The sequence below is a fragment of the Sagittula salina genome (genome assembly GCF_017813235.1).
In the GTDB taxonomy this organism is placed as follows: domain Bacteria; phylum Pseudomonadota; class Alphaproteobacteria; order Rhodobacterales; family Rhodobacteraceae; genus Sagittula; species Sagittula salina.
The window spans coordinates 416465-440249 of sequence record NZ_JAGISH010000001.1 but is presented as its reverse complement, the minus strand read 5'-3'; the positions used below and the strand labels follow the sequence as shown (position 1 = coordinate 440249).

The window sequence follows — 23785 nt, the reverse complement described above, 5'->3', positions numbered from 1 at the left end:
AAAGGCGAAGCAAAGGGGTATCCGGGACGGCGCCGGTTTGCAAGGTTCGGCAGGGGGAGGCGCGTTTGATCGAACTGAGACATCTGGGACCGGGGGACGTGGACTGGCTGGTGGAGCGACACGCGCAGGATTACGCGCGCGACGAGGGATTTGACGCTTCCTTTGGCCGGTTGGTGCGCGAGATCCTCGAAGCCTTCGAGGCCGATCATGACCCCGCACGGGAACGGGCCTTCATCGCGTGGGAAGATGGTCAGCGCCTTGGCAGCGTATTTTGCGTCGCGGACGGGGCGCCTGACACGGCGAAGCTTCGGCTTTTCCTGCTGGTGCCCGAGGCACGCGGCAAAGGGCTGGGAAAGCGATTGCTTGCCGCCTGTACCGGCTTTGCCCGCGACGTGGGTTATCGACGCATGGTGCTCTGGACCCATGAAAGCCACCGCGCGGCTTGCGCGCTCTACGCTGCCACCGGGTGGGAACTGGTGCGGTCCGAGGCGACCGTCAGCTTCGGCATCCCGGTGGTGGAGCAGAGCTGGGAACTTGACTTGTCCCCGTGCCAGTGAAAAAATTCCGCTGTAACAGCTTGCATTCCCGCGGCGCAGTTTGTAAATCGCCGCCAGTGCCGCCTTAGCTCAGTTGGTTAGAGCGCCTGATTGTGGATCAGGAGGTCCCCCGTTCGAGCCGGGGAGGTGGTACCATTATCCCTTTGTCGCCGCGATGACGCTGCCACCTCTTGGTGGGGGCGTTTTTCTTATTGGGAACATGGTTTGGCGGGCGCAGCCATGCGTTCAGTCGGTATTTCCAGAGTTGTGGGTCGCGCCGAAGGGACAGGAAGGCCGCGATATGGACGGCGGAAATTTTGGTTGACCACGTTCTGCACATATTGTGCTTGCGCTTTTGCACTGACGCTGAGGCCGGGGTGAAGCGGCTGCGGTCCATGCCGTCTTTGGCGCTGGGTGCACTGGCTGGGGAAACTGAAATTCGGCCGGTGGCTTGTCAGTAAACCAACGGCTTTGCCCGGGCGGCAGAAGAGACCGGGCCGGAACCGGGGTCAAAGTCGGGGGGCAGATTCCTGAGAAAGTTGCTCCAGATCATGGTGGCGGCAGTTCCCGACCCCCATCTTTCAGTCAGGCAAAGGAGATGTCCCATGATCGAACTGATGACCCCGAAGGGCGTGACGCCCATGGAAATCCGCTTGTCGGGCAAGATCACTGACGACGACTACGAGGATGTGCTGGTGCCCGCGCTCGAAGCCGCCATAGAGGCGCACGACCGGGTACGCCTGCTGGTGGAGATCGCGGATTTCAAGGGCTACGAACTTGACGCTCTGGTCGAGGACGCACGCATCGGGCTGAAGCACTGGAACGGGTTCGACCGCGTGGCGGTGGTCAGCGGCGTGACCCTGCTGAATCGCGTCATCAAAGGCTTCTCGCTGCTCTATCCATGTCCCGTCGCCGTTTTCGCGCCCGGTGAAGCCGACGAGGCCCGCCGCTGGCTGCGCGAGAGCCTCGGCGCCATCCATCAGGAGGACCTGGGCGATGGCGTGCTGCGCGTGGCGCTCATGGGCAAACTCGAGGCTTCCGCCTATGAGGGCGAGGCGGAGGATCTGAATGCCTTTGTCCGGGCGCATGATGGCTTCAGGATGCTGCTTGACTTGCGCGAGTTCGACGGCTGGCAGGGACTGGGCGCCATCGGGCGGCACTTCCGGCTGGTGCGCGACCACAAGGCGGCGCTCAGGAAGGCGGCAATTGTGGGCGACGCGGGATGGCAGAAGCTGGCGGTTCGCGCTGGCCGCGAGGTGCTGGGCGTCGACGCGGAATTCTTCGACGCCGACAGCTTTGATGCGGCCGTGGCATGGCTGAAAAGCTGATGCCCCCGGTGCGGGAACTTTCCCGAAGGCGGCGCGGTTCAGTGACAGAGGGTCCGGCCCAGCCGCGCCGCGACCGGCACAGGAGCATGGCAGATGATGTTTACCGACATGATGAAAGCCGCCACCGACTGGCACTTGGCAGCCTTTGCCGGGGGGCGGATGGTCGTCTCGGCAGGGGTGGTGATCCAGACCCGCGTGGCGCAGATGGCGATGGGCGTGATGCGCCCGGAGGAATTTGTGCGCATGGTCATGGAAAAGCCGGCGGCCTTTGCCAGCGCCTCCGAGATGGCCGGGCGCGCGCTGGCAGCGAACAAAGGCTACGCCGCCGCATGGGGCGCGGCTCTTGCCCCGATCGAGGCCAGTGCCAGCGCCAACGCCCGACGGCTTTCACCGCGCAGCCACTTGATGATGGGCTTGCAGCCCCGGGGGCGCCGCCGGTAAGGGATTGAACCATACGGGCGCTATCCGCGTTGCCCCTGTCCAAAAGACGGAGACCCGGATGCGCCCTTATTTCAATGTTTTACCCCTTCTTTTCCCGCTTGCCCTTGCCGCGCCGGTGGGCGCCCAGCAGGCCCTCGACGGGTTTCAGGAGTTGCCCTCCTCAGCGCCGCCCGCCGATCAGGCTGCGGCACCGCCAGAGGCGCCGATCACGCCCGGGATGATACTGGCCGCAACCTACGAGGGTGGCCCGCTGCCCGACGGCCAGTCAGCGGTGACCTTCGTGGTGCAGGTGCTTCTTGACAGGGCTGGCATCTCTCCGGGCGTGATCGACGGTTACAAGGGGGGCATGTCGGAAAGCGCCCTCCGCGGCTTCGAGGAACGTGAGGGGCTGCCGGTGGACGGTGTCATGGATGCGGATGTCTGGGCCCTGCTCGGAACAGCCACGGTCCTGACCGATTACGCGATCACCGAAGAGGATGCCGCCAACCTTACTGATCGCATTCCCGACAACGTCCGCGACAAGGCGGCGATGAAAGAACTGGGTTACACCCGCGTAACCGAACGGCTGGCAGAGCGGTTCCATATGGACGAGGACGTCCTGCAACAGCTGAATCCCGATGCGACCTTCTCTGCCGGAGAGGTCATCATGGTGGCCGATCCGGGTGTCCCGATGCAGGGCGAGGCCGCGCGCATCGAGGTCCGCAAGGGAGCACGCCGTGCGGCAATCTTTGACGCCGCAGGCACGATGATCGCCAACTACCCTGTGGCCATCGGCTCCGATGACACGCCATCGCCCGTGGGTACCGTCGAAGTTACTGCCGTGGCGCTTGATCCGACCTACAGCTATAATCCCAAGGTCAATTTCGAGGCGGATGGCGTGAAGGAGTTCCTGACCCTGCCGCCGGGGCCGAACGGACCGGTGGGCTCTGTCTGGATCGACCTGTCGAAACCCACTTATGGCCTCCATGGCACGGATACGCCCGCGAAGCTGTTTCAACATCGCAGCCATGGATGCGTACGCTTCTCCAACTGGGATGCGCATGAACTGGCGCATATGGTGAAACCCGGCGTGGCAGTGGAGTTCACGGAATGACCTTGCGGCCCTTGGTTCTGGCCCTATCGTTGCTGCCTGCACTGGCGGCGGCCGGGCCGGAGAACTCGCTCCGCCCGCAGGCACGGCAAGAGGCGGCAGTCGCTACGGCACCCGAGGATGGCGATCCGAAGCCCGAGATTGCGTCGGTCGCCAAGGGGGGCGATGCGGCCAACGGCGAGGATGAGGCCACGGGATCGGAGGTCCAATCGGTAAAGGTGTCCGAAGTCCCCCTGCCGCCACCCGTGCGGGAGGAACTCGATCTGTCCGAGGCAGAGCAAGCGGCTTGCCTCGCGGTTCTCGACCTCATGCGGGTGACCTACACTGTTTCTGAACCGGTCATCCCCGGGGATGACCGCGATTGCGGCATCCTGCGCCCCGTCACGGTGACGGAAGTCGCGCCGGGCGTGGCGCTTTCGCCACCCGCGACGCTGCGCTGTCCGGCAGCGCAGGCACTGGCGCTCTGGGTGCGCGACTTCGTTCAGCCCGCTGCGGCGCGTCTTTCAGAACGCGGCGCGCTGACGGCGATCCGCAACGGCTCGGACTATGTCTGCCGCAGACGCAACAATGCCACGGAGGGCAAGCTCTCGGAACACGCCTTCGGCAACGCGCTGGACGTAATGGGTTTCGATTTTTCCGAGGGCCCAAACATCCCGGTAGAGCCGCGCGAGGCTCAGGGCAGCATGGCTGAGGCTTTTCAGGACGCCGTTCGCGCCTCTGCCTGCATGGAGTTCACCACTGTGCTTGGCCCCGGGTCGAACGCGGCACACGACAATCATCTGCATCTCGATGTGATCCGCCGCACGCGGGGCTGGCGGTTGTGCGAACAGGGACCAGGGCCGGAAGGCTGAGGTTCGGAAACTTGGTCAATGAGTAAGGCCCCGGCGGTGCGGTCGGGGCCTCTTGGCTTTCGGCCGCTCGGCATTGCTGGTATGGCTGGGGCAGGCCCCTGATGTGTCGGGGGAGATTGTTCGCACAGCGATCGCGGCGGGTATCGCCGCCGATGAGGGCGGGGCGCGTTTGCCCGGTATCCGAGATTTTTTGCCCGCCCGTCCGCCCTTTCCGAGCGTGCGACAGCCTGTGTCAGGGCGTTGCGTCGTCCCGCGACAGCTGGTCCTGCATGTGCTCGAGAAGATCCAGCAGGGTAGTGATCCGTTCCTTCCCCAGTTCTGTCTCGAGACGCTGATAGATGCGCGCGCTCTCCTGCGCGGCCTCGGTCAGCAATGCGTGGCCTTGTTCTGTCAAGGATACCCGCGTGCGGCGGCGATCCTGCGGGTGCTTTTCCAGGATGATGACCCCCCGCGTCTCCAGCACCTTCAGCACGCGTGTGAGCGAGGGCGCAAGGATTACCGCCTCCTGTGCGAGATGGCTCGGCTCGATTCCCGGTGCCTCCTGCAATACGCGCAAGACCCGCCACTGGGCTTCGGTCAGATCAATCTCGCGTAGCATCGGGCGAAAGCGATCCATGACCGCCTCCCTCGCGCGCAGGAGCGCGATGGGCAGAGTGCGGCGGGGACGCGAGAGGGGGAAGTCGGGCATGGTGTATCCTGCAGCAGGACGACGCAGGCGTCGCTTGACAGGCATGATAAAACTTAACATGTTAAATGTCAAAGGGGAGGATCCGGGATGCCACATCTTCGCTGTGAATATTCCGCCGGGCTGGAGTCACGCGTCGATCTCGCGGCGCTGGGCCACGCGCTGCACGGTGCGATGGTTGGGGCAGGCGTCTTCCCGCTGGCAGGTATCCGGGTGCGCTTCGTGCGCTGCGATCCTTGCGTGGTGGGCGATCCGGAGGGCGGCAATGCCTTCCTCGCCTTGGAACTGCTGATGGCACAGGGGCGCAGCGAAGAGGCGATCCGTGCCGCAGGCGAGCGTGTCTTCGCCGTGGCGAAGGGGGCGCTGGCGGAGGAGATCGCCAACGAGCGTTTCATGCTGTCGCTCGATGTCCGGGAAACCGATCCAAGACGCTCATGGAAGGCGAACGAGATACACGCGCGACTGGCGCGCCGCTGACGGGCGGCGCGTTTGGCATGGTGTGGTTGAGTAGTTGCAAAGAAAAGGCGCGGGGGGCGTGTAAGGGACGATGGCGGATCTGGCGGGAAACCTGAAAAAGGCGGAAGCGGCGCTGGCGCGATTTGCGTGCGGTGTGACGCATCGTATTGGCGGGGCGGATGTGGCGTCGTCCGAGCGGTTCGACACGCTGTCGCCGGTGGATGGAAAGGTATTGGCCACCGTCGCGCGAGGCGGACCGGCGGAGGTCGGTCAGGCGGTGACTGCGGCGCAGGCAGCCTTCGGCGACTGGCGCGCGCTGCCGGGGAAGGACCGTCGCGCGCTGTTGCACCGGGTGGCTGACGGCATCGAGGCGCGTGCGGAGGAAATCGCGCTGGTGGAGTCGATGGACACCGGACAGGCGATCCGGTTCATGTCCAAGGCCGCCGTGCGCGGGGCGGACAATTTCCGTTTCTTCGCGGACAAGGCGCCCGAGGCCTGTGACGGCCAGACTCTGCACGCGCCGGGGCAGGTGAACATGACCTCGCGCCGCCCAATCGGGCCGGTGGCGGTCATCACGCCGTGGAACACGCCGTTCATGTTGTCGACGTGGAAAATTGCCCCGGCGCTGGCGGCTGGCTGTACGGTGGTGCAGAAACCAGCGGAGTTCTCACCCCTGACCGCACGTTTGCTGGTCGAGATCGCGGAGGATGCGGGCCTGCCACCCGGCGTGCTGAATGTGGTAAACGGCTTTGGCGAAGATTGCGGACGGGCGCTGACGGAGCATCCGGGCATCCGGGCGGTGGCCTTCGTCGGCGAGAGTGCGACGGGATCGCAGATCATGCGGCAGGGGGCGGCGACGCTGAAGCGGGTGCATTTCGAACTTGGCGGCAAGAACCCGGTCATCATCTTCGACGACGCCGACATCGACCGCGCCGTGGACGCCGCGGTTTTCATGATATATTCGCTGAACGGCGAGCGCTGCACTTCGTCCTCGCGGCTGCTGGTACAGGATACCATCTACGACGAGGTCTGCGCGCGCGTGGCCGAGCGGGCGAAACGGATCACAGTCGGCCATCCGCTCGATCCGGAAACGGTGGTAGGCCCGCTCATTCACCCGGAGCACGAGGCAAAGGTGCTGTCCTACTTCGACAAGGCGCGCGAGGAGGGCGCGCAGATCGCGGCAGGGGGCGGAAAGGTCGGAACGCAGGGCTGTTACGTCGCGCCGACGCTGTTCACTACGGCGACGAACGGCATGGCCATCGCGCGGGAGGAGATATTCGGTCCGGTTCTGACGGCCATCGCTTTCCGCGACGAGGCCGAGGCGCTCGCCATAGCCAACGACACTGAATACGGGCTGACTGCCTACCTCTGGACGCGCGATCTGGAGCGCGCCTTCCGCATGACGGGCGGGCTGGAGGCCGGGATGATGTGGGTAAACTCCGAGAACCTGCGACATTTGCCGACGCCTTTCGGTGGCGTGAAGGCCAGCGGCATCGGCCGGGACGGAGGCGACTGGTCCTTTGATTTCTACATGGAAACGGTGAACGTCTGCTTTGCAACGACTGAACACCGCATCCCGAAACTCGGAGGGTGAGGAGAAGAGACCATGCCGATACCCGAGCCGACACTCTACCCGCCCTTCAATATCGTGCGCCTGAGCCATGTGGAATTCGGCGTGACCGACCTTGCGGCATCGAAGGCGTTCTACGTCGAAACGCTGGGTTTGCAGGTGACGGAGGAGACGGAGGATCACCTCTGCCTGCGCGCCTTGGAAGAGCGCGGGCATCACTGTCTCGTTCTGCGACGGGCCACGGAGGCGCGAGCACAGTATCTTGCCTACAAGGTCTACTCCGACGAGGATCTCGACCGGGCGCATGACTGGTTTGCCGCCGAGGGGCATCCGGTGAAGTGGGTGGAGCGGTCGCATCAGGGGCGAACGCTGCGGACCACCGACTGCTTCGGCGCCCCGATGGAATTTTATTACCGCATGGAACGTCTGCCCCCGATCCATCAGCAGTACAGACTGTATCACGGCGTGAAGCCGCTGCGGATCGATCACTTCAACTGCTTTGCGCCGGATGTGGATGCGGCGGTGGCCTTTTACGGACGGTTGGGGTTCCGGGTGACGGAATACACCGAGGACGATGCGTCAGGACGGCTTTGGGCGGCGTGGATGCACCGCAAGGGCGGTGTGCACGACGTGGCCTTTACCAGTGGCACAGGGCCACGGTTGCACCACACGGCCTTCTGGGTGCCGACGCCGCTCAATATCATCGACCTTCTGGACCTGATGTCGACCACCGGCTACCTCGCCAATATCGAGCGCGGACCTGGGCGGCACGGGATTTCCAACGCATTCTTTCTGTATGTCCGCGACCCGGACGGGCACCGGATCGAGATCTATTGCTCCGATTATCAGACGGTGGACCCGGATCTGGAACCGATACGGTGGGATCTGAAGGACCCGCAGAGGCAGACGCTTTGGGGAGCGCCCGCGCCGCTGTCATGGTTCGAGGAAGGGTCGCTATTTGCTGATGTGGACCCGCAGGAGGCCGTGCTGAAGGCGACCCCCATCGTGGCGCCGTGACAGGGAATGCCGGTGCGAAGGCGCACGGACCGGTTATCCGGCGGCCGCGCGTCCCGCGCGACAGGCAAGCGCACCGTAGGCGCGCCGCTTGGGGCGCTGCCCCCGCCGCCTGACGGCGGCTCCCCCGAGGTATTTGGAAACCGAGGAAGCAGGGGGCCAGAGGAAACGGGATTTTGACGGAAACGATGGGTGTGACTGATGGATTGGGATGAATTCGAGAGGTGGGGCGCACGGGCGGCGGAATTCGGCGCGGCCTATCATCGCGGGTTGCGGCAGCGCCCGGTGCGGCCCGATGTGCAGCCGGGGGATGCGGCGGATTTGCTGGCCACAGCGCCTCCCGAGACGGGCGAGGCGATGGAGGCGATCTGGTCGGATTTCCTGTCGGTCGTGCCCGATCGTCTGACACATTGGCAGCACCCGCGCTTCTTCGCCTATTTTCCGGCAAATGCCGCGCCGGTGTCGATGCTGGCGGAAATGCTGGCAAGCCAGATGGCACCGCAGTGCATGCTCTGGCAGACGTCTCCCGTGGCAACCGAGATGGAAGGCGTGATGGTCGACTGGCTGCGCCAAGCGCTGGGCCTGCCCAATGGCTGGGCGGGAGTTATCCAGGACTCGGCCTCTTCGGCGACGCTTTCCGCGGTTCTGACCATGCGGGAGCGCGCTTGCGCGTGGCGCGGCAATCGCGAGGGGCTGTCGGGGGCGGGGCAGTTGCGCGTCTATGCCTCGGCGCAGGCGCATTCGTCGATCGACCGGGCGGTCTGGGTCGCGGGGATCGGGCAGGACAATCTGGTGAAATTGCCGGACACGGGCGCGCCGTCGTTTGGCCTCGATGTTGCGGCACTGAAGGCCGCGATTGCCGCTGACCGGGCTGCTGGGCACGTGCCGGCGGGGATCATTGCCATCACCGGTGGCACCGGGGTTGGCGCATGGGACGATCTGGCCGCTGTGGGTGCCGTGGCAGAGGAAGAGAGGCTGTATCTGCATCTTGACGCGGCTTGGGCGGGGTCTGCGATGATCTGCCCGGAGGTCCGCGCCGCGATGTGGCCGGGGGTGGAGTTCTGCGACTCCGTCGTTTTCAACCCGCACAAATGGCTGGGCGCCCAGTTCGATTGTTCCGTGCAGTTCCTGAAGGACCCGGCGCAGCAGATCGATACGTTGAAAATCGAACCGGAGTACCTGAAAACAACGGGGACGGGGGTGGTGAACTATTCGGAATGGACGATCCCGTTGGGGCGGCGGTTCCGTGCTCTCAAGCTGTGGTTCCTGATGCGTTACTATGGTCTGGAAGGGCTGCGGGCGCGTATACGCAATCATGTCGCCTGGGCGCAGGAGGCCTGCGATGCCCTGCGGGCGCAGGGCTTTGAGATCGTCACGGAACCGATCCTGTCGCTGTTCACCTTTCGGGGGGGCGGTGACGACGGTGCGCAGCAGCGGCTGGTGGATGCGATAAACGCCGACGGGCGGATCTATGTGACGCAAGGGGCGCACAGGGGGCGCAAGGTGGTCCGTTTTCAGGTCGGGCAGTTCGACTGCACGCGTGACGATGTGATGCTGGCGGTCGACGTGATCGCGGAGATTTCGGCGAGGGAGGCGGGTGGGATGCACAATGGTTAAGTTCGTGAGCTTCACGCGGGAGGGTGCGGCTGGCTATGGGTTGTGGCAGGAGGATGGTATCCTCGACATGACCGGTTTTGACAACCATGCTGGCCTGCGCGAGGTCATCGCGGCAGGGGCACTGAAGGCGCTGGCGCAGGCCGCCGTCGGGCGCACCGCCTACCTGCCGCATGACGCGGTGACGCTGGAGATCCCGGTACGTGACCCCGAGAAGATCCTGTGCGTCGGCGTCAACTACCCAGATCGAAACGCCGAATACAGGGACGGGCAGGCGGCGGAGCGACCGTCGCTCTTTGTGCGGTTTGCGCGCTCCTTCGTCGGGCATGGCAGTCCGTTGGTGCGGCCGCCCGAGTCCGGGAAACTGGACTATGAAGGCGAGATCGCCATCGTGATTGGCCGGGGCGGACGGCGTATCGCACCCGAGGACGCCTATGACCACATCGTGGGACTCACGCTGTGCAACGAAGGCACGATCCGCGACTGGGTGCGGCACGCGAAATTCAACGTCACGCAGGGCAAGAATTGGGACGCTTCCGGCGCGATGGGGCCATGGATGGTGCCTTTCACGCATCCTTCGCAGTTGGACGACGTGGGACTGGAATGTCGGGTGAACGGCGAGGTGCGGCAGAAGGACCGGACCGGACGGATGCTGTACAATTTCAGGTACATCGTGAACTATGTCAGCACCTTCACAACGCTCGTGCCGGGAGACGTCATTGTCTGCGGCACACCCACCGGTGCGGGCGCGCGCTTCGATCCGCCGGTCTGGCTGAAGCCGGGCGATGTGGTGGAGGTGGAGGCCGAGGGTATAGGCATTCTCAGGAACGGGGTGGTGGACGAATGACCGAAGAAGAGATTCACGCCGCCGCGCGCGCCCTGATCGAAGCGGAAGGGTCCCGCAGCCAGATCGGCCTGCTGTCGCTGCAGCATCCAAAGATGAGCATGGACGACGCCTATGCCGTGCAGGCGGCAGGGATGGCGGCGCGGCTCGTCGCGGGGCGCAAGGTCATCGGCTGGAAGATCGGTCTGACCTCGAAGGCCATGCAGGATGCGCTGAAGATCGATACGCCCGACAGTGGCGTGCTTTTTGACGACATGGCATTCGAAAGCGGGGGGACGGTGCCTGAGGCCCGCTTCATCCAGCCGCGGGTAGAGGCGGAGATCGCCTTTGTCATGAAGGCGCCGCTGGAAGGTCGCGTTACGCGGGAACAGGTGATCGAGGCGACGGATTACGTCTGCCCCGCTCTGGAGATCCTCGACACGCGCATCCGCCGCACAGATCCGGGGACGGGACGCGGGCGGGTGATTACCGACACCATCGCCGACAATGCCGCCAATGCTGGGATCGTGCTGGGACAGGCGCAACACAATCCTCGGCTAATCGACCTGCGCTGGGTCGGTGCCATACTCGGGCGCGACGGCGCGGTGGAAGAGACCGGCCTGGGGGCGGGGGTGCTGAACGATCCCGTCATGGGTATTGTCTGGTTGGCGGAGCGCATGGCCGTCTACGGACAGGCGATCAGGCCGGGTCAGGTGATCCTGTCGGGCAGCTTCATCCGCCCCGTGGAATGCCCGCCGGGCAGCCATGTGCAGGCGGATTTCGGCAGTTTCGGTGCGGTCGAGATCAGCTTCGCCTGAGACACTGATGTCGCCCGCCTTTACCCGGAAGAGAGGAAGCCCCGCTTGCCAAATGCCGGTAGACGTAGAGGGTGGATCGCCACGGCACTCGCGAGGGGCAGTGCATTCAACGACGAGGAATAAGAGAAGGACGATACGGCGGCCCAGGCGAGATGTTGAGCACCAAAAACAGCCCCCCGCAAGCACTCAGGGCTTCGGTGCGGGACCCACAGCGATCGTCTTGCGGAGTTTGCCGGTGGCCCGGTCAAAGATCAGGATCTGGTTGCTTTGCGTCACGACCGCGTACCAGTCGACGCCCTGGGTATAGGCGGTGGCACGTTCGCCCGAGGGCAGCGTGATGACCTCTGGCAGCGGTGCCTGTGCCTTGCTATAGCGGTGCCAGATCAGGCCGAAGATTCCGACGATCCCGGCCATCATCACTACCATGAGCAGCGTCACCATCGCCTGCAGCACACGCAGGCCCCGGGGCTGCCTGAAGTTTTCAGGATCTGGAGCGTCCATGGATCGCCTTTGCGTCATCATCACGGCCAACCCGCCGCCGCGTCTTGATAAGGCGCTCGCGCGCGATGTGCCAGAGGAAGCGTCCCTGTCGCGCACCCGTCTGGCGAAACTCATCACCGAAGGTGCTGTAACCTGCAATGGCGCGGTGCTGCACGACCCAAAGGCGAAGGTCGCGGAGGGTGACGAGATCTGCATCGCGGTGCCGGAGGCGGTGGACTACGATGTCCTTCCGCAGGATATCCCGCTCGATATCGTGTACGAGGACGACGACCTGATCGTGGTGAACAAACCGGCGGGCATGGTGGTGCACCCGGCACCTGGCTCGCCATCGGGTACGCTGGTGAACGCGCTGTTGCACCATTTTGGTGGCAAGCTTTCGGGTGTCGGCGGCGAAAAGAGACCCGGCATCGTGCACCGCATCGACAAGGACACCAGCGGCCTACTGGTGGTGGCAAAGTCCGACCGCGCACATCACGGGCTGGCGAAGCAATTCGAAAAGCACACGGCGCGACGGGCCTATCTGGCGCTGGCGCATGGCGTGCCGGATGTGGGCGATCCGCGGCTGATGGGGACAAAGGGTATTTCCGCGTCGGGCGGCGGCGAGATCACCATCACCTCCGGCCTCGCTCGCCACAAGACGGACAGACAGAGGCAGGCAGTGTTCTTTGACGGGCAGGGGCGGCACGCGATCACCCATGCCCGGATGCTGGAAACCTTTGGCACTCCGCCTTGTCTGACCCTGGTGGAATGCCGACTGGAAACCGGGCGCACGCATCAGATCCGCGTGCACATGGCGCACGCGGGCCACGCTCTTGTCGGCGATCCGGTGTACGGCGGGCGGCGCAAGCTGAAGGAAAGCGCGCTCCCGGCGGCGGGCTTCGCCGCCGCCAATGCCTTTGACCGACAGGCGCTGCATGCCGCCGAACTGGGCTTCATGCATCCGGGGACGGAGGAGGAGATGCTCTTCGAGGCGCCTCTGCCGCCGGACATGGCGGAACTTCTGGACGCTCTCAGAGCCCCTTTGACCTGAGAAGCCAAATGCAAAGCGTGGCCTCCGTCAGGATGCAGAGAAGATAGGCCGGTTCGATGGTGGCGCTCCACCCGGGCGCCATCAGGCGGGTCAGGCTGCCCCCGATGTAGACCAGACCGGAGCCCGCCAGCATCGGAGAGAGCACGAATGGCGCGCGGGTCGGGCAGAGCAGTTGCGCCATGATCAGACAGTTCACGCCGAACAGGATAAGTCCCAGATCGTAGCCATTGGCGTGCAGTTCCACCAGGACCGGCGCAAGATCGCTGCCCATTGTCAACGGGACGCCGGAAAGCAGCACAAGGCCACCGCCGATAAGCCCGGCCTGCATCAGGCGCAGGACCATGGCAGCGAGCGCCTTGCTCTGGTTCACGCAGCGCAGCAGGCGATAGAAAACCACGGCGAGGCCGACGTCCGCCACCAACATCACGAGATCCGCCAGCAGGCTCAACCGCAGCGCCGGGATGTCGGCGGCGGAGAGGCCGTCAGTCAGAGCAGGGCCGCGCAGGGCCAGTTCGGCGCTGAGCCCTGACAGGATGATAATGAGATAAAGGCCGCCCGCTCGCCGCATCAGATTTGTGCGTTCTTGCACCGTGCTGTCGCTGATTTGTGGGGTGTGTGCATCGGTGGGCATCTGTTACTCCGTCCTTGACTGCTTTGGACAATAGACGTGGCGGAGATGCATGGATATTATCGAAATAACGATTTCAGATATGCATTTTCGTATGAAAATCCCAAGTTACGGCGACGGAAATTCCGCACGTATACGTGAAAAGCTATGTCAGGGGATGCACCTTGGCGGGTTCGGGCCTAGACCCGATACGTCAACGAAACCTTAACTGCACGTCAACGTTTGGGTGTTAAGGAACTTGAAACCACGACATGGACTCCCCATCTGGATGTTAAGCCATGTTACATGAAACATGAGAAGGGACAGACATGAGCAACTATGCAAATCTCCCGGCGCCTTCGCCGGAAGCCGGTCTGAGCCGCTACCTCTCTGAAATCCGGAAGTTTCCGTTGCTGGAGCCGGAAGAAGAATACATGCTGGCAAAGCGCTGGGTAGAAGACGAGGACAGCGCCGCCGCTCACAGGCTTGTGACCTCGCACCTGCGTCTGGCGGCAAAGATCGCCATGGGCTACCGGGGCTACGGCCTGCCGCAGGCGGAGGTGATTTCTGAGGCGAACGTGGGCCTGATGCAGGCGGTGAAACGTTTCGATCCCGAAAAGGGCTTCCGCCTCGCGACCTACGCCATGTGGTGGATCCGCGCTTCGATCCAGGAATATATCCTGCGGTCCTGGTCCTTGGTGAAACTCGGCACGACCTCCGCCCAGAAGAAATTGTTCTTCAATCTTCGCAAGGCAAAGGCGCGGATAGGCGCGTTGGAAGACGGCGACCTCCGCCCAGAACACGTGCAGCGGATCGCCACCGACCTCGGTGTGACCGAGGACGAGGTCATCAGCATGAACCGCCGCATGTCGGGCGGCGATGCGTCTCTTAACGCCACGGTGGGTTCCGAGGGCGAGGGGACCATGCAGTGGCAGGACTGGCTGGAGGACGAAGGCGCCGACCAGGCAGGCGATTATGCGGAGCGCGACGAGATGGACGCGCGTCGTGAACTGCTGGTTCAGGCGATGGACGTGCTGAACGACCGGGAGCGCGATATCCTCACCCAGCGCCGTCTGACCGAGGACACCGTCACGCTCGAGGATCTTTCGGGGCAATACGACGTCAGTCGCGAACGCATCCGCCAGATCGAGGTCCGCGCGTTCGAGAAACTGCAGAACCGGATGCGCGAACTGGCCCGCGACCAGGGGATGTTGATCCCGGCCTGATCTGCCGGTGTTCGAAAAGATGTCGGAACCCGCCCCGTAACGGGCGGGTTTCATCTATCCCGACGCCTCCATCGCGGCCGGTGACGAGAAGCGGTCGTCTCCGGATAGCCCGCGCGAACAAGATTTACCTCATGTGTTCGAATGGCCGAGGGTCGACCCTCTCCGGTACGTCCGGGGAGGGTCTTTTTTTGTGGTACATATGATTGCGTTCCTCGCACCCTGACCAATCCAACCCGTCGCGGATACCACTCTGCCGGAAAGGGCGGAGCTGTCGTCCTCCGTCCTTGCGGCGTGGGCATCTTGACCATTCACTCTCGTGACCACCTGCACTAGCGTGAGCGCAAACATAAGGAGGACACCATGGCCGATCACGTGAGATGGGGCATTCTGGGCGCGGCGAAGTTCGCGCGTGACCATATGGGACCGGCGCTGAACGCGGCCCGCCGGGGGCGACTGGCGGCGATCGCCACCTCGTCGGAGGAGAAGGCAGCACCCTTTGCGGCGCTGGCTCCCGGCCTCGCGGTGCATCTGGATTATGATGCGCTGCTTGCGGACCCGGACATCGACGCGGTCTACATTCCGCTGCCGAACCATATGCACGTGGAATGGACGCTGAAGGCGCTTGAGGCAGGCAAGCACGTACTCGTAGAAAAGCCGATGGCGATGCAGGCCGAGCAGTTCGATGAGGTCATCGCAAAGCGCGATGCCACAGGTTTGATCGCGGCGGAGGCCTACATGGTCGTGCATCACCCGCAGTGGGTGAAGGCCAAGGAGCTTTTCGAGGCTGGGGCCATCGGCAAGATCCGCCGCGTTTCGGTGGCTTTCTCCTATGACAACAGCGCCGACGGCGGCAACATCCGCAACCGCCCGGAGACAGGCGGGGGCGCGATCCCCGACATTGGCGTTTACGCCTACGGCACGGTGCGCTTCGTCACCGGGGAGGAGCCGGAGGACATTCTGTCGACCTGCATTGAACGCCAGAACGGCGTCGATGTCTGGTCGCATATCACCGCGCGGTTTCCGTCGTTCCATTACACCGGCGTGGTCTCCATGCGCATGGCGCCTTTTCAGGAGGTGGTGTTCCACGGCGATGGTGGCGTTATGCGGCTGACCGCCCCCTTCAACGCTGCTGTATATGGCGAGGCTGCGGTAGAGGTGCAGGACAACGCTCTTGAGGTGCGCCGGTGGCGTTTCCCTGCCGCGAACCACTACGTGCATCAGGTGGAGGCCTTCAACGCGAGCGTTCTGGACGGGGCGCCCTATCCCTGCCCACTGGAGTTTTCGAAGGGAACGCAGGAGATGATCGACATGATCTGGAAGGCTGATCGCGGCTAGGGGCAGTAGTCTTCAGAGAAAATTCGGACGGGCACTGGCCTTGCAGGGCCGGAAACCGTCGCGGTTTCCGGCTTCCGCCCTGGAGGCGCACGGGATCAGAGATCCTGAACGGTTATCACGACCTTTCCGGTGGAGCGGCGGTCACGCAGCATGTCGAGGCCCTTGTTCGCCTCTTCCAGCGGAAAGGTAGCAGAGACATGGGGCCGCAGCTTTCCTTCGGCGTGCCATTGCATCAGCGTTGCAAGGGAGGCGGTCAGCACATCGGGCCGAAAGGCGAGGTATCCGCCCCAGTAGACGCCCAGCACGGAGAGGTTTTTGACCAGCAAATGGTTGGTCTTGACCTGTGGCACATCACCGGACGCAAACCCGATGGGGATCAGCCGCGCCTCCGGGTTGCAGGCCCGAAAGGCGGCCTCCCATTGCTCACCGCCGACCGGATCGTAGACCACGTCGGCACCGCCAAGCGCCTTCACCTCGGCGCGGATGTCCTGCGTGCTGGCGTCGATCAGGTGGTCGGCCCCGGCAGCATTCGCCGCCTCGAGTTTCGCCGCGCCGCGGGCACAGGCGATGACAGTGGCGCCCATGAGCTTGCCGATTTCCACGGCGGTCAGACCCACGCCGCCTGCGGCCCCCAGTACGAGCAGCGTCTCGCCGGGTTGCAGCCGTGCCCGATGATCGAGAGCAAGGTGACTGGTGCCGTATGCAACCTGAAAGGCCGCGGCCTCGGTAAAGGGCATCGTATCCGGCAGTTTCACCGCCCGTGCGGCATCGAAACAGCCGAACTCCGCCAGCCCGCCCTGGCCGCCGAAAACCGCCACGCGGTCCCCCGGCGCGAAGCCTGTGACACCTTCCCCGAGCGAATCAATTGTCCCCGATACCTCCATCCCGAGGATGAAGGGGAGGGGGGGCGTATCCTGATAGGTGCCTTTGACCATCAACAAATCGGCAAAATTCAGCCCACATGCGGCAATTTTGACACGGATTTCACCCCTGTCCGGGAGCGGAATCGATGTATCCGTTAGCGTCGGCGCTATTCCGGGGCTTGACACTGTCAACGCACGCATGGGGGTCTCCTATCCTTTTGCGCTCGCCTCAAATCCGATTGCGGCGTGCCTTCGGGGGCGAGAATGACCGCGGTACAGCCGCACATCAACAAGGTCGGAATGATTTCAACTTTATGTTGAATCGGAAAATCGTTTACCATTATTAGGCGGTGGTGCGTCTTGATTTTTGGCACGGTTTTGCTGTAGCACATCAGGCCATACACGTGCAGGATGAGGCTGGGTTCGGGCGGTCACCAGATACCGGGTCGCTCATCGGGCCACACCCATAGAACAGGAAAACAAGAAGATGGCGCATCCCGTTGATGTACACGTTGGCAAGCGTATCCGGCACCGTCGCTGGCTGGTCGGCATGACCCAGCAGCAGTTGGCCGAAAAGGTCGGCATCAAGTTCCAGCAGATCCAGAAGTATGAGACCGGTGCCAACCGTGTGAGCGCTTCCCGCCTTTGGGATATTGCCGACGCGCTGGAAGTGCCGGTGTCCTTCTTCTTCGAGGGGATCGAGACAGAGAACGCCGAAGCGCAGTCCACCGACAGCGTCCCGGCTGACATCCTCGGCGACAAGGAAGCGCTGGACCTCGTGCGCTCCTACTACGCCATCCCGGAAAACCAGCGCCGCCGCCTGTTTGAACTGGCGCGCGTGCTCTCCGACGTGGCCTGACCCGGGGCTGACAGGCGTGTCGCCCCAGTCTGGGCCTGCCGCGATGCCGGGCTTGTTCGAGATACTGGCGCAACGGCCGCTTGAGCCCTTCGCCCGCCTGCGGTAGCCGGTGACGGGATCGGATCGGCGGAGAGGGCAGCAGAATGCAGATTGACACGGCGCTGGCGGGCGAGTTGATCGCCACCGCCCATGAACTGGCAGAAGCGGCAGGATCGGCGATCCTGCCGTTCTTTCGTTCCCAGGGGCTTGTGGCGGACAACAAGCTGACGCAGGGTTTCGATCCGGTGACGGCGGCGGACCGTGCCTCCGAACAGGCCATGCGTGCGGTTCTGGCGCGACGGCGACCCCAGGATGCAGTCCTCGGAGAGGAATTCGGGCAGACCGAGGGCACCACCGGCCTGACATGGGTGCTCGACCCGATCGATGGCACGCGGGCCTTCCTGTCCGGCACGGCCACATGGGGCGTGCTCATTGCCGTTTCGGACCAGAACGGCCCCCTGCTGGGCGTGGTCGACCAACCCTACACGAGCGAACGCTTTACCGGCGGTCTGGGACGTGCCGACTGGACCGGGCCGCGCGGCGGCGGCGCGCTGCGCACGCGCGGGACATCGCGGCTGGAGGACGCCATCCTTTTTACCACCTTTCCGGAGGTCGGCAGCGCCATCGAGCGTGCAGGCTTCGAGGCGGTGCGCGACCGGGTGAAACTGACGCGTTACGGCATGGATTGCTACGCCTACGCGCTGCTGGCGGCAGGGCAGATCGACCTCGTGATCGAGGCGGGGCTTCAGGCTTACGACATTCAGGCGCCATTGGCAGTGATCGAGGCGGCGGGCGGTATCGTTACCGACTGGCAGGGCGGGTCGGCACACGACGGCGGTCGCGTGCTGGCCGCCGCCAATACCACGCTGCACGCGCAGGCGCTGGAGATCCTGAAAACCTTCTGAGGTGCCTTCGCATGGCCGAGACCCTGATCCGCAACGCCCGTCACGTGCTGACCATGGACGACGCCGGGTCAGAACCCGAGGGTACCGACATTCTGCTGCGCGACGGAGTCATCGTGGGTATCGCGCCAGGGCTGACCACGTCCGGCGTGATAATCGATGCCGCGACCTGCGTCGTGACGCCGGGGTTGGTGAACACGCACCACCACCTGTACCAGACCCTGACCCGCGCGGTGCCCGGCGCTCAGGACGCTCTGCTCTTCGGCTGGCTGAAGACGCTCTACCCGATCTGGGCCAGGTTCAGCCCGGAGCACATGTTTGTCTCGGCTCTGGCCGGGCTGGCGGAACTGGCGCTTTCGGGCTGCACGATGACGTCCGATCATCTCTACCTCTATCCGAACGGTGCGCGGCTGGACGACACAATCGCGGCCGCGCGCGAGGTGGGGCTGCGGTTTCACCCCACGCGTGGCGCCATGAGCATCGGCGAAAGTGCGGGCGGCCTGCCGCCGGATTCACTGGTGGAGCGGGAGGACGCTATCCTCGAGGATTGTATCCGGGTGATCGACGCCTTTCACGACCCGTCGGAGGGCGCGATGGTGCGTGTGGGCGTGGCGCCCTGTTCGCCGTTCAGCGTCAGCCGGAACCTGATGCGCGACGCCGCGATACTGGCGCGCGACAAGGGCGTGATGCTGCACACGCATCTTGCAGAAAACGACGAGGATATCGCCTATTCCGAGGCGAAATTCGGCTGCCGCCCCGGCCAATACGCAGAGGAACTGGGTTGGACCGGTCCGGACGTCTGGCACGCACATTGCGTGAAACTCGACGGGTCGGAGATCGGCCTCTTTGCCCGCTCGCGGACGGGTGTTGCACATTGCCCTTGTTCCAACTGCCGCCTCGGTTCCGGCGTCGCTCCGGTGCGGGCGATGCGGGATGCGGGCGTGAAGGTAGGCTTGGGCGTCGATGGCTCCGCCTCGAACGACGCCGGCAGCCTGATGGGAGAAGCGCGGCAGGCGATGCTGTTGCAACGGGTGTCGAAGGGTGCCGATGCCATGAGCGCTCGGGAGGCGTTGCGAATTGCCACACGCGGCGGAGCGGAGGTTCTGGGACGCGCGGATTGCGGTCAGATCGCCGTTGGCAAGCGCGCCGATATCGCGCTTTGGGACGTTTCGGGTATCGAGAGTGCGGGAAGCTGGGACGTGGCGGCGCTGGTGCTGGCGGGGCCTGCACGCGTGCGGCACTTGATCGTCGAGGGGCGACAGGTGGTGCGCGACGGCGAGGTGGTGACAGTCGACCTGCGTGAAACTATCGTGAAGCAGAACAGCCTTGCCCGCGCTCTGGTCTGATGCGGGCAAGGCGGCGGAGGGTATGCAATGGGCAATTTGAATGCGGTGGTTTTCGGTCTGGCGCTGGTGGCCTTGCTGCCCGGCGCGGGGTCGGCACAGCCGGTGCGGCAGATGCTGAACGGCCTCCGGGCGGAGCAGGGTCTTGAACCGGTGGTGTCGTCGCCCCGGTTGGAGGAAGCGGCAAAGCGCCACGCACTCGACATGGCACGGCGGGGGTTCTTCGGGCACGAAGGTTCTGACGGGAGCGATGTGATGGCGCGGGCGCGGCGGCAGGGCTATGGCGCCTGCACGATCGCGGAAAATCTGGCGCAAGGCCAAAACACCCTGACGGAGGTGCTGGGCGCATGGGTGCAGTCGCCCGGCCACCGGGCGAACCTGTTGCACCCGAATATCAGGGAATACGGGCTGGTCCGTGCGCCCGGTGACATCTGGGTTCTGGTTCTGGGCGCGGATGGCTGCTGAGCCGCGGTGGCGTCACTTGAGCCGCTCTCCTGCCACCCAGGTGCCACTCATTGCACGGTCATCGCCCATCATGATGGTGGGGAAAAGCGCCTCCCAGATGTCCTCCGCCCGATCCGCACGCTGTGCAATGGCGGGGGTGGAGGCCAGATCAAGCGCGATGAAATCCGCATCCGCCCCCGGTTTCAGGCGGCCGATACGGTCGTCACGCAGAGTGTCGGCGGAACCTTCTGTTGCCAGCCACAGTAGTTCGGCCGGATGCAGGGGGCGGCCACGCAACTGTCCGATCTCGTAAGCCGCCGCCATGGTGCGCAGCATGGAGAAGGACGACCCACCGCCGGTATCCGTGGCGAGCCCGATCCGCTGCCCCTCGGCCATCAGTCCTGCCATGTCGAACAGCCCCGATCCGATGAAGGTGTTCGAGGTCGGACAATGAACCAGCCCGGCGCCAACCTCGCGCAGCCGGTCACGTTCGCGCGGCTCCAGGTGGATGGCATGACCATAAAGCCCGCCCTTGCCCAGCAACCCGTGCATTTCATATGTGTCGAGGTAATCGCGCGCCCGTGGGTAGAGCGATTTAACCCATGCGATCTCCTCCACCTGTTCAGACAGGTGGGTCTGCATGAGGCAATCGGGATGTTCTGCCCAGAGAGCGCCAAGCGCGCCGAGCTGTTCCGGCGTCGAGGTGGGGGAAAAGCGTGGCGTGATGACGTAGGAGGCTCGGCCCCTGCCGTGCCAGCGCGCCAGCAGTGCCTTCGAGTCGTCGTAGGCGGACTGTGCGGTATCCCGTAGCCCATCGGGGGCGTTGCGATCCATGCAGGTCTTGCCCGCAAAGACCCGCATGTTGCGCGCTTCGGCGGCGGAAAAAAGCGCGTCGACCGACTCGGGGTGGATGGTGCAGAAGCTGCAGACGCTCGTCGTGCCGTGGGCGATCAGCAGATCGAGGTAGCGCTCCGCCACCTCCGCCGCGTAGGCGGCATCGTCGAAACGCATCTCCTCGGGGAAGGTATAGCTGTTGAGCCAGTCGATCAGCCGTTTGCCCCAGCTGGCGATCATCCCGGTCTGCGGATAATGCGCGTGGGCATCGACAAAACCCGGCAGCAGAAGCCGCGCGCCGTGGTCGTGGATCCTAGCCTGCGGGTTCGCGTCACGAAGGGCTTCGGTTTCGCCCACCCGCACAATTGTGCCACTTTCGACAAGGATCGCGCCTGAACGCAGGTGCCGCCCCGCCGACACGCCGGAAAGAAACGGGTTTCCGTCGAAAAGGATCAACTGTCCAAGGTGCAGGTCTGCGGTCATGCGGTTCTCCTTCGGATGCAGGATATTTCTGCCAGAACGGAAGAACAATCGACCCTGTTTCTTGCCGTTGCGTTGCCTTAAGTTGCAGGCCAAGAAACGGCGGAGAGCAGGCAAATGGCGGAAACCGGCGAAGCGTCCACTCGGGATGAAATCCTCGACGACGGTTACGAACTCGACCGCAAGGCGGTGGCGCAGATCCTCTATGCGGTGGATCGCGAGGACCGTGAGACGCTTGTCGCGCTCATGGAGCCGCTGCACGCCGCGGACATCGCCGACCTTCTGGAGCAGATCAACGCCTTCGACCGCAGGCGGCTGATCCTGTTATACGGTCAGGAGATGGACGGCGAGATCCTGTCGGAACTCGACGAGACCCTGCGCGAGGACGTCATTGGAATCATGACGCCGCAGGTGCTGGCTGAGGCGGTACGGGAGCTCGACTCGGACGACGTTGTCGACCTGATCGAGGATCTCGACGAGGAGCAGCAGGGCGCGATCCTTGACGTGCTGCCTGAAAGCGAGCGCCTTGCCGTTCAGCAGTCGCTGACCTACCCGGAGTTTTCCGCCGGGCGCCTGATGCAACGCGAATTCGTCATGGCGCCGGAGCACTGGAGCGTCGGCGAGGCCATCGATTTCCTGCGGTCTTCGGAGAACCTGCCGGAGCAGTTCTATCACGTCATCCTTGTCGACCCGAAGCTTCGTCCGGTGGCGAATGTCACACTGGGCCGGATCATGTCATCGCGCCGCGACGTGACGCTCAAATCGATCGGGGAGGAGAGCTTTCACACCATCTCGGTGCTGCGTGAAGAGGGCGAGGTCGCCTATGCCTTCAACCAGTACCACCTGATTTCGGCCCCGGTGGTGGACGAAAACGAGCGGCTGGTGGGGGTCATCACCATCGACGACGCCATGGCGGTGCTGGACGAGGAAAACGAGGAGGACATTCTGCGCCTCGCTGGTGTCGATGGCGAAAGCCGCCTGTCGGACGCGGTGATCGACACCGTGAAACGGCGCATCCCGTGGCTGGCCGTGAACCTGGTGACAGCTGTGATGGCATCGCTGGTGATCGCGCAGTTCGAAGACGCCATTGCCACCGTGGTCGCGTTGGCGGTTCTCATGCCTATCGTCGCTTCCATGGGCGGTAACGCGGGCACGCAATCGCTGACAGTGGCGGTGCGTGCGCTCGCGACGAAGGACCTTACCGGCGCGAACCTCTGGCGTGTCATCCGCCGCGAGGGCGCGGTGGGTCTGATAAACGGGGTGACCTTTGCCGTCGTGATGGGGATCGTCGGGTTGATCTGGTTCGGCTCGCCCGCGCTGGGTGGGGTGATCGCCACGGCGATGATCATCAACCTCGTGGTGGCGGGTCTGGCGGGAATTGTCATTCCCGTGGTTCTGGACAAGGTCGGCGTGGACCCGGCGCTGGCCTCGGGGGCCTTCGTCACGACGGTGACCGATGTGGTGGGCTTCTTTGCGTTCCTCGGACTCGCCGTGGTGGTGTTGCTGTGATGACGCCGGAGGCGCGCAAGGCGGCGGCGCGCAAGGCGGCGGCGCGCAAGGCGGCATTCGCGGCACGAAAGGCCGCGTTTGAAGCCAGAGAACCCGGGCAGGCGGGACGATTGAGTGAGGTTCTCGCGGGCTATCGCGGTGTCCCGCTGAGTGGTTACATGGCAATCCGGACAGAGATCGACCCGTTGGCGGCCATGGCGGAGGCTGCCGCGCATGGCCCCGTCGGCGTGCCGGTGATAGATGGCGCAGGGCAACCGCTGAGTTTCGCTTGCTGGGAACCCGACTGCGCCATGGTCGAGGGGCCGTTCGGTGCCCGCATCCCGCTCTCTGGCGCGCGGATGGAGCCTGAAATTCTGATTGTACCGTTGCTGGCCTTCTCCCGTGGGGGGGGGCGGCTGGGATACGGCGGCGGCTTTTATGACCGGACGCTCGCAGCCCTGCGGGCGAAGCGTCCGACGCTCGCCATCGGTTTTGCCTTTGCTGCACAGGAGATGGACGATCTGCCTTTGGAGGAAACGGACCAACCGCTCGACCTGATCGTGACGGAGGCACAGATCATCGAGCCGGCAGGCTGAGATCTAACCGAA

25 protein-coding genes and 1 tRNA gene are annotated in these 23785 nt (G+C 64.2%); 21 read left to right on the top strand and 5 right to left on the bottom strand.

The genetic code is table 11. The annotated features are described in order from the left end of the window. Positions 1–65 precede the first annotated feature (65 nt). The 6 genes from J5474_RS02005 to J5474_RS01980 all read left to right on the top strand — a co-directional run bounded on the left by J5474_RS02005 (position 66) and on the right by J5474_RS01980 (position 4246). On the top strand, positions 66–557 hold the full coding sequence (locus J5474_RS02005; protein ID WP_209358811.1) for a GNAT family N-acetyltransferase: 492 nt from the start codon (positions 66–68) through the stop codon (positions 555–557). A 58-nt stretch (positions 558–615) separates the two neighbouring features. Next, a tRNA-His gene (locus tag J5474_RS02000) sits at positions 616–692 on the top strand. 449 nt (positions 693–1141) lie between these two features. Beyond that, entirely contained in the window at positions 1142–1864 is a 723-nt protein-coding gene (locus J5474_RS01995; RefSeq protein WP_209358809.1) for a SpoIIAA family protein, read from the top strand. 93 nt (positions 1865–1957) lie between these two features. Beyond that, entirely contained in the window at positions 1958–2305 is a 348-nt protein-coding gene (locus J5474_RS01990; protein ID WP_209358807.1) for a hypothetical protein, read from the top strand. 58 nt (positions 2306–2363) lie between these two features. Then, positions 2364–3398, top strand: a complete 1035-nt coding sequence (locus J5474_RS01985; RefSeq protein ID WP_209358805.1) for a L,D-transpeptidase family protein — start codon at positions 2364–2366, stop codon at positions 3396–3398. Then, positions 3395–4246: an extensin-like domain-containing protein gene (locus J5474_RS01980; RefSeq protein ID WP_209358804.1), complete on the top strand. Its 852-nt coding sequence runs from the start codon at positions 3395–3397 to the stop codon at positions 4244–4246. Before J5474_RS01985 ends, J5474_RS01980 begins: the two co-directional genes overlap by 4 nt. Positions 4247–4478: 232 nt before the next feature. Here J5474_RS01980 and hpaR read toward each other — a convergent pair whose 3' ends face one another. After that, positions 4479–4934 (bottom strand): homoprotocatechuate degradation operon regulator HpaR, encoded by a 456-nt coding sequence (gene hpaR, locus J5474_RS01975; protein WP_209358803.1) that lies wholly within the window; start codon positions 4932–4934, stop codon positions 4479–4481. 87 nt (positions 4935–5021) lie between these two features. On the opposite strand from hpaR, the gene J5474_RS01970 reads away from it, so the two are divergent. From J5474_RS01970 to hpaH, 6 genes are all read left to right on the top strand, one after another. After that, on the top strand, positions 5022–5408 hold the full coding sequence (locus tag J5474_RS01970; protein WP_209358801.1) for a 5-carboxymethyl-2-hydroxymuconate isomerase: 387 nt from the start codon (positions 5022–5024) through the stop codon (positions 5406–5408). 70 nt (positions 5409–5478) lie between these two features. Beyond that, positions 5479–6981 carry a 5-carboxymethyl-2-hydroxymuconate semialdehyde dehydrogenase gene (gene hpaE / locus J5474_RS01965; RefSeq protein ID WP_209358799.1) on the top strand — a complete coding sequence of 501 codons (1503 nt, stop codon included), beginning with the start codon at positions 5479–5481 and terminating at the stop codon, positions 6979–6981. Positions 6982–6993: 12 nt separating this feature from the next. Then, positions 6994–7974, top strand: a complete 981-nt coding sequence (gene hpaD / locus J5474_RS01960) for a 3,4-dihydroxyphenylacetate 2,3-dioxygenase (RefSeq protein WP_209358797.1) — start codon at positions 6994–6996, stop codon at positions 7972–7974. A gap of 198 nt (positions 7975–8172) precedes the next feature. Further along, complete coding sequence (locus tag J5474_RS01955) at positions 8173–9588, top strand: pyridoxal phosphate-dependent decarboxylase family protein (protein WP_209358795.1); 1416 nt, start codon at positions 8173–8175, stop codon at positions 9586–9588. Next, positions 9581–10432, top strand: a complete 852-nt coding sequence (locus J5474_RS01950) for a fumarylacetoacetate hydrolase family protein (RefSeq protein ID WP_209358793.1) — start codon at positions 9581–9583, stop codon at positions 10430–10432. The genes J5474_RS01955 and J5474_RS01950 overlap by 8 nt, the downstream gene beginning before the upstream one ends. Further along, a complete protein-coding gene (gene hpaH / locus J5474_RS01945; RefSeq protein ID WP_209358791.1) occupies positions 10429–11226 on the top strand; it encodes a 2-oxo-hept-4-ene-1,7-dioate hydratase in 798 nt (265 codons plus the stop codon). Before J5474_RS01950 ends, hpaH begins: the two co-directional genes overlap by 4 nt. A gap of 186 nt (positions 11227–11412) precedes the next feature. Here the strand turns inward: hpaH and J5474_RS01940 are convergent, their stop codons facing one another. Further along, entirely contained in the window at positions 11413–11727 is a 315-nt protein-coding gene (locus J5474_RS01940; protein ID WP_209358789.1) for a DUF6476 family protein, read from the bottom strand. On the opposite strand from J5474_RS01940, the gene J5474_RS01935 reads away from it, so the two are divergent. Continuing rightward, positions 11726–12757, top strand: a complete 1032-nt coding sequence (locus tag J5474_RS01935; RefSeq protein WP_209358787.1) for an RluA family pseudouridine synthase — start codon at positions 11726–11728, stop codon at positions 12755–12757. The genes J5474_RS01940 and J5474_RS01935 overlap by 2 nt on opposite strands. Here J5474_RS01935 and J5474_RS01930 read toward each other — a convergent pair. Continuing rightward, positions 12738–13388, bottom strand: a complete 651-nt coding sequence (locus tag J5474_RS01930; protein WP_245216187.1) for a DUF4386 domain-containing protein — start codon at positions 13386–13388, stop codon at positions 12738–12740. The two genes, J5474_RS01935 and J5474_RS01930, sit on opposite strands and share 20 nt — an antisense overlap. Positions 13389–13693: 305 nt before the next feature. Between J5474_RS01930 and rpoH the strand changes: the two genes are divergently transcribed. Further along, a complete protein-coding gene (gene rpoH / locus J5474_RS01925) occupies positions 13694–14590 on the top strand; it encodes an RNA polymerase sigma factor RpoH (protein WP_209358785.1) in 897 nt (298 codons plus the stop codon). Between the two features lie 360 nt (positions 14591–14950). After that, positions 14951–15925: a Gfo/Idh/MocA family protein gene (locus J5474_RS01920; protein ID WP_209358783.1), complete on the top strand. Its 975-nt coding sequence runs from the start codon at positions 14951–14953 to the stop codon at positions 15923–15925. A gap of 95 nt (positions 15926–16020) precedes the next feature. Here the strand turns inward: J5474_RS01920 and J5474_RS01915 are convergent, their stop codons facing one another. Continuing rightward, positions 16021–16989, bottom strand: a complete 969-nt coding sequence (locus J5474_RS01915) for an NADPH:quinone oxidoreductase family protein (protein ID WP_209358781.1) — start codon at positions 16987–16989, stop codon at positions 16021–16023. Positions 16990–17275: 286 nt separating this feature from the next. Here J5474_RS01915 and J5474_RS01910 point away from each other — a divergent pair, with 286 nt between their 5' ends. The 4 genes from J5474_RS01910 (at position 17276) to J5474_RS01895 (ending at position 20396) form a co-directional block, all read left to right on the top strand. Beyond that, positions 17276–17647, top strand: coding sequence for a helix-turn-helix domain-containing protein (locus J5474_RS01910; protein WP_209358779.1), 372 nt, complete (start codon positions 17276–17278; stop codon positions 17645–17647). 143 nt (positions 17648–17790) lie between these two features. After that, entirely contained in the window at positions 17791–18591 is an 801-nt protein-coding gene (hisN, locus tag J5474_RS01905; protein ID WP_209358777.1) for a histidinol-phosphatase, read from the top strand. An 11-nt stretch (positions 18592–18602) separates the two neighbouring features. After that, positions 18603–19934: an 8-oxoguanine deaminase gene (locus J5474_RS01900; protein ID WP_209358774.1), complete on the top strand. Its 1332-nt coding sequence runs from the start codon at positions 18603–18605 to the stop codon at positions 19932–19934. Between the two features lie 27 nt (positions 19935–19961). Next, on the top strand, positions 19962–20396 hold the full coding sequence (locus J5474_RS01895) for a CAP domain-containing protein (RefSeq protein WP_245216186.1): 435 nt from the start codon (positions 19962–19964) through the stop codon (positions 20394–20396). A gap of 12 nt (positions 20397–20408) precedes the next feature. On the opposite strand, the gene guaD is transcribed toward J5474_RS01895, so the two are convergent. Next, entirely contained in the window at positions 20409–21692 is a 1284-nt protein-coding gene (gene guaD, locus J5474_RS01890) for a guanine deaminase (RefSeq protein ID WP_209358772.1), read from the bottom strand. Positions 21693–21806: 114 nt separating this feature from the next. Between guaD and mgtE the strand changes: the two genes are divergently transcribed. Together mgtE and J5474_RS01880 are read left to right on the top strand one after the other, a co-directional pair. Continuing rightward, positions 21807–23198, top strand: a complete 1392-nt coding sequence (gene mgtE, locus J5474_RS01885; RefSeq protein ID WP_209358770.1) for a magnesium transporter — start codon at positions 21807–21809, stop codon at positions 23196–23198. Continuing rightward, on the top strand, positions 23198–23773 hold the full coding sequence (locus J5474_RS01880; protein ID WP_209358768.1) for a 5-formyltetrahydrofolate cyclo-ligase: 576 nt from the start codon (positions 23198–23200) through the stop codon (positions 23771–23773). Before mgtE ends, J5474_RS01880 begins: the two co-directional genes overlap by 1 nt. Positions 23774–23785 lie beyond the last annotated feature (12 nt).

Excerpts from the sequence above, each read along its gene's own strand:
- J5474_RS01995 (WP_209358809.1), top strand. The coding sequence starts at position 1,142 with ATGATCGAACTGATGACCCCGAAGGGCGTGACGCCCATGGAAATCCGC.
- J5474_RS01990 (WP_209358807.1), top strand. The coding sequence starts at position 1,958 with ATGATGTTTACCGACATGATGAAAGCCGCCACCGACTGGCACTTGGCA.
- J5474_RS01985 (WP_209358805.1), top strand. The coding sequence starts at position 2,364 with ATGCGCCCTTATTTCAATGTTTTACCCCTTCTTTTCCCGCTTGCCCTT.
- J5474_RS01980 (WP_209358804.1), top strand. The coding sequence starts at position 3,395 with ATGACCTTGCGGCCCTTGGTTCTGGCCCTATCGTTGCTGCCTGCACTG.
- hpaR (WP_209358803.1), bottom strand. The coding sequence starts at position 4,934 with ATGCCCGACTTCCCCCTCTCGCGTCCCCGCCGCACTCTGCCCATCGCG.
- J5474_RS01970 (WP_209358801.1), top strand. The coding sequence starts at position 5,022 with ATGCCACATCTTCGCTGTGAATATTCCGCCGGGCTGGAGTCACGCGTC.
- hpaE (WP_209358799.1), top strand. The coding sequence starts at position 5,479 with ATGGCGGATCTGGCGGGAAACCTGAAAAAGGCGGAAGCGGCGCTGGCG.
- hpaD (WP_209358797.1), top strand. The coding sequence starts at position 6,994 with ATGCCGATACCCGAGCCGACACTCTACCCGCCCTTCAATATCGTGCGC.
- J5474_RS01955 (WP_209358795.1), top strand. The coding sequence starts at position 8,173 with ATGGATTGGGATGAATTCGAGAGGTGGGGCGCACGGGCGGCGGAATTC.
- J5474_RS01950 (WP_209358793.1), top strand. The coding sequence starts at position 9,581 with ATGGTTAAGTTCGTGAGCTTCACGCGGGAGGGTGCGGCTGGCTATGGG.
- hpaH (WP_209358791.1), top strand. The coding sequence starts at position 10,429 with ATGACCGAAGAAGAGATTCACGCCGCCGCGCGCGCCCTGATCGAAGCG.
- J5474_RS01935 (WP_209358787.1), top strand. The coding sequence starts at position 11,726 with ATGGATCGCCTTTGCGTCATCATCACGGCCAACCCGCCGCCGCGTCTT.
- J5474_RS01940 (WP_209358789.1), bottom strand. The coding sequence starts at position 11,727 with ATGGACGCTCCAGATCCTGAAAACTTCAGGCAGCCCCGGGGCCTGCGT.
- J5474_RS01930 (WP_245216187.1), bottom strand. The coding sequence starts at position 13,388 with ATGCCCACCGATGCACACACCCCACAAATCAGCGACAGCACGGTGCAA.
- rpoH (WP_209358785.1), top strand. The coding sequence starts at position 13,694 with ATGAGCAACTATGCAAATCTCCCGGCGCCTTCGCCGGAAGCCGGTCTG.
- J5474_RS01920 (WP_209358783.1), top strand. The coding sequence starts at position 14,951 with ATGGCCGATCACGTGAGATGGGGCATTCTGGGCGCGGCGAAGTTCGCG.
- J5474_RS01915 (WP_209358781.1), bottom strand. The coding sequence starts at position 16,989 with ATGCGTGCGTTGACAGTGTCAAGCCCCGGAATAGCGCCGACGCTAACG.
- J5474_RS01910 (WP_209358779.1), top strand. The coding sequence starts at position 17,276 with ATGGCGCATCCCGTTGATGTACACGTTGGCAAGCGTATCCGGCACCGT.
- hisN (WP_209358777.1), top strand. The coding sequence starts at position 17,791 with ATGCAGATTGACACGGCGCTGGCGGGCGAGTTGATCGCCACCGCCCAT.
- J5474_RS01900 (WP_209358774.1), top strand. The coding sequence starts at position 18,603 with ATGGCCGAGACCCTGATCCGCAACGCCCGTCACGTGCTGACCATGGAC.
- J5474_RS01895 (WP_245216186.1), top strand. The coding sequence starts at position 19,962 with ATGGGCAATTTGAATGCGGTGGTTTTCGGTCTGGCGCTGGTGGCCTTG.
- guaD (WP_209358772.1), bottom strand. The coding sequence starts at position 21,692 with ATGACCGCAGACCTGCACCTTGGACAGTTGATCCTTTTCGACGGAAAC.
- mgtE (WP_209358770.1), top strand. The coding sequence starts at position 21,807 with ATGGCGGAAACCGGCGAAGCGTCCACTCGGGATGAAATCCTCGACGAC.
- J5474_RS01880 (WP_209358768.1), top strand. The coding sequence starts at position 23,198 with ATGACGCCGGAGGCGCGCAAGGCGGCGGCGCGCAAGGCGGCGGCGCGC.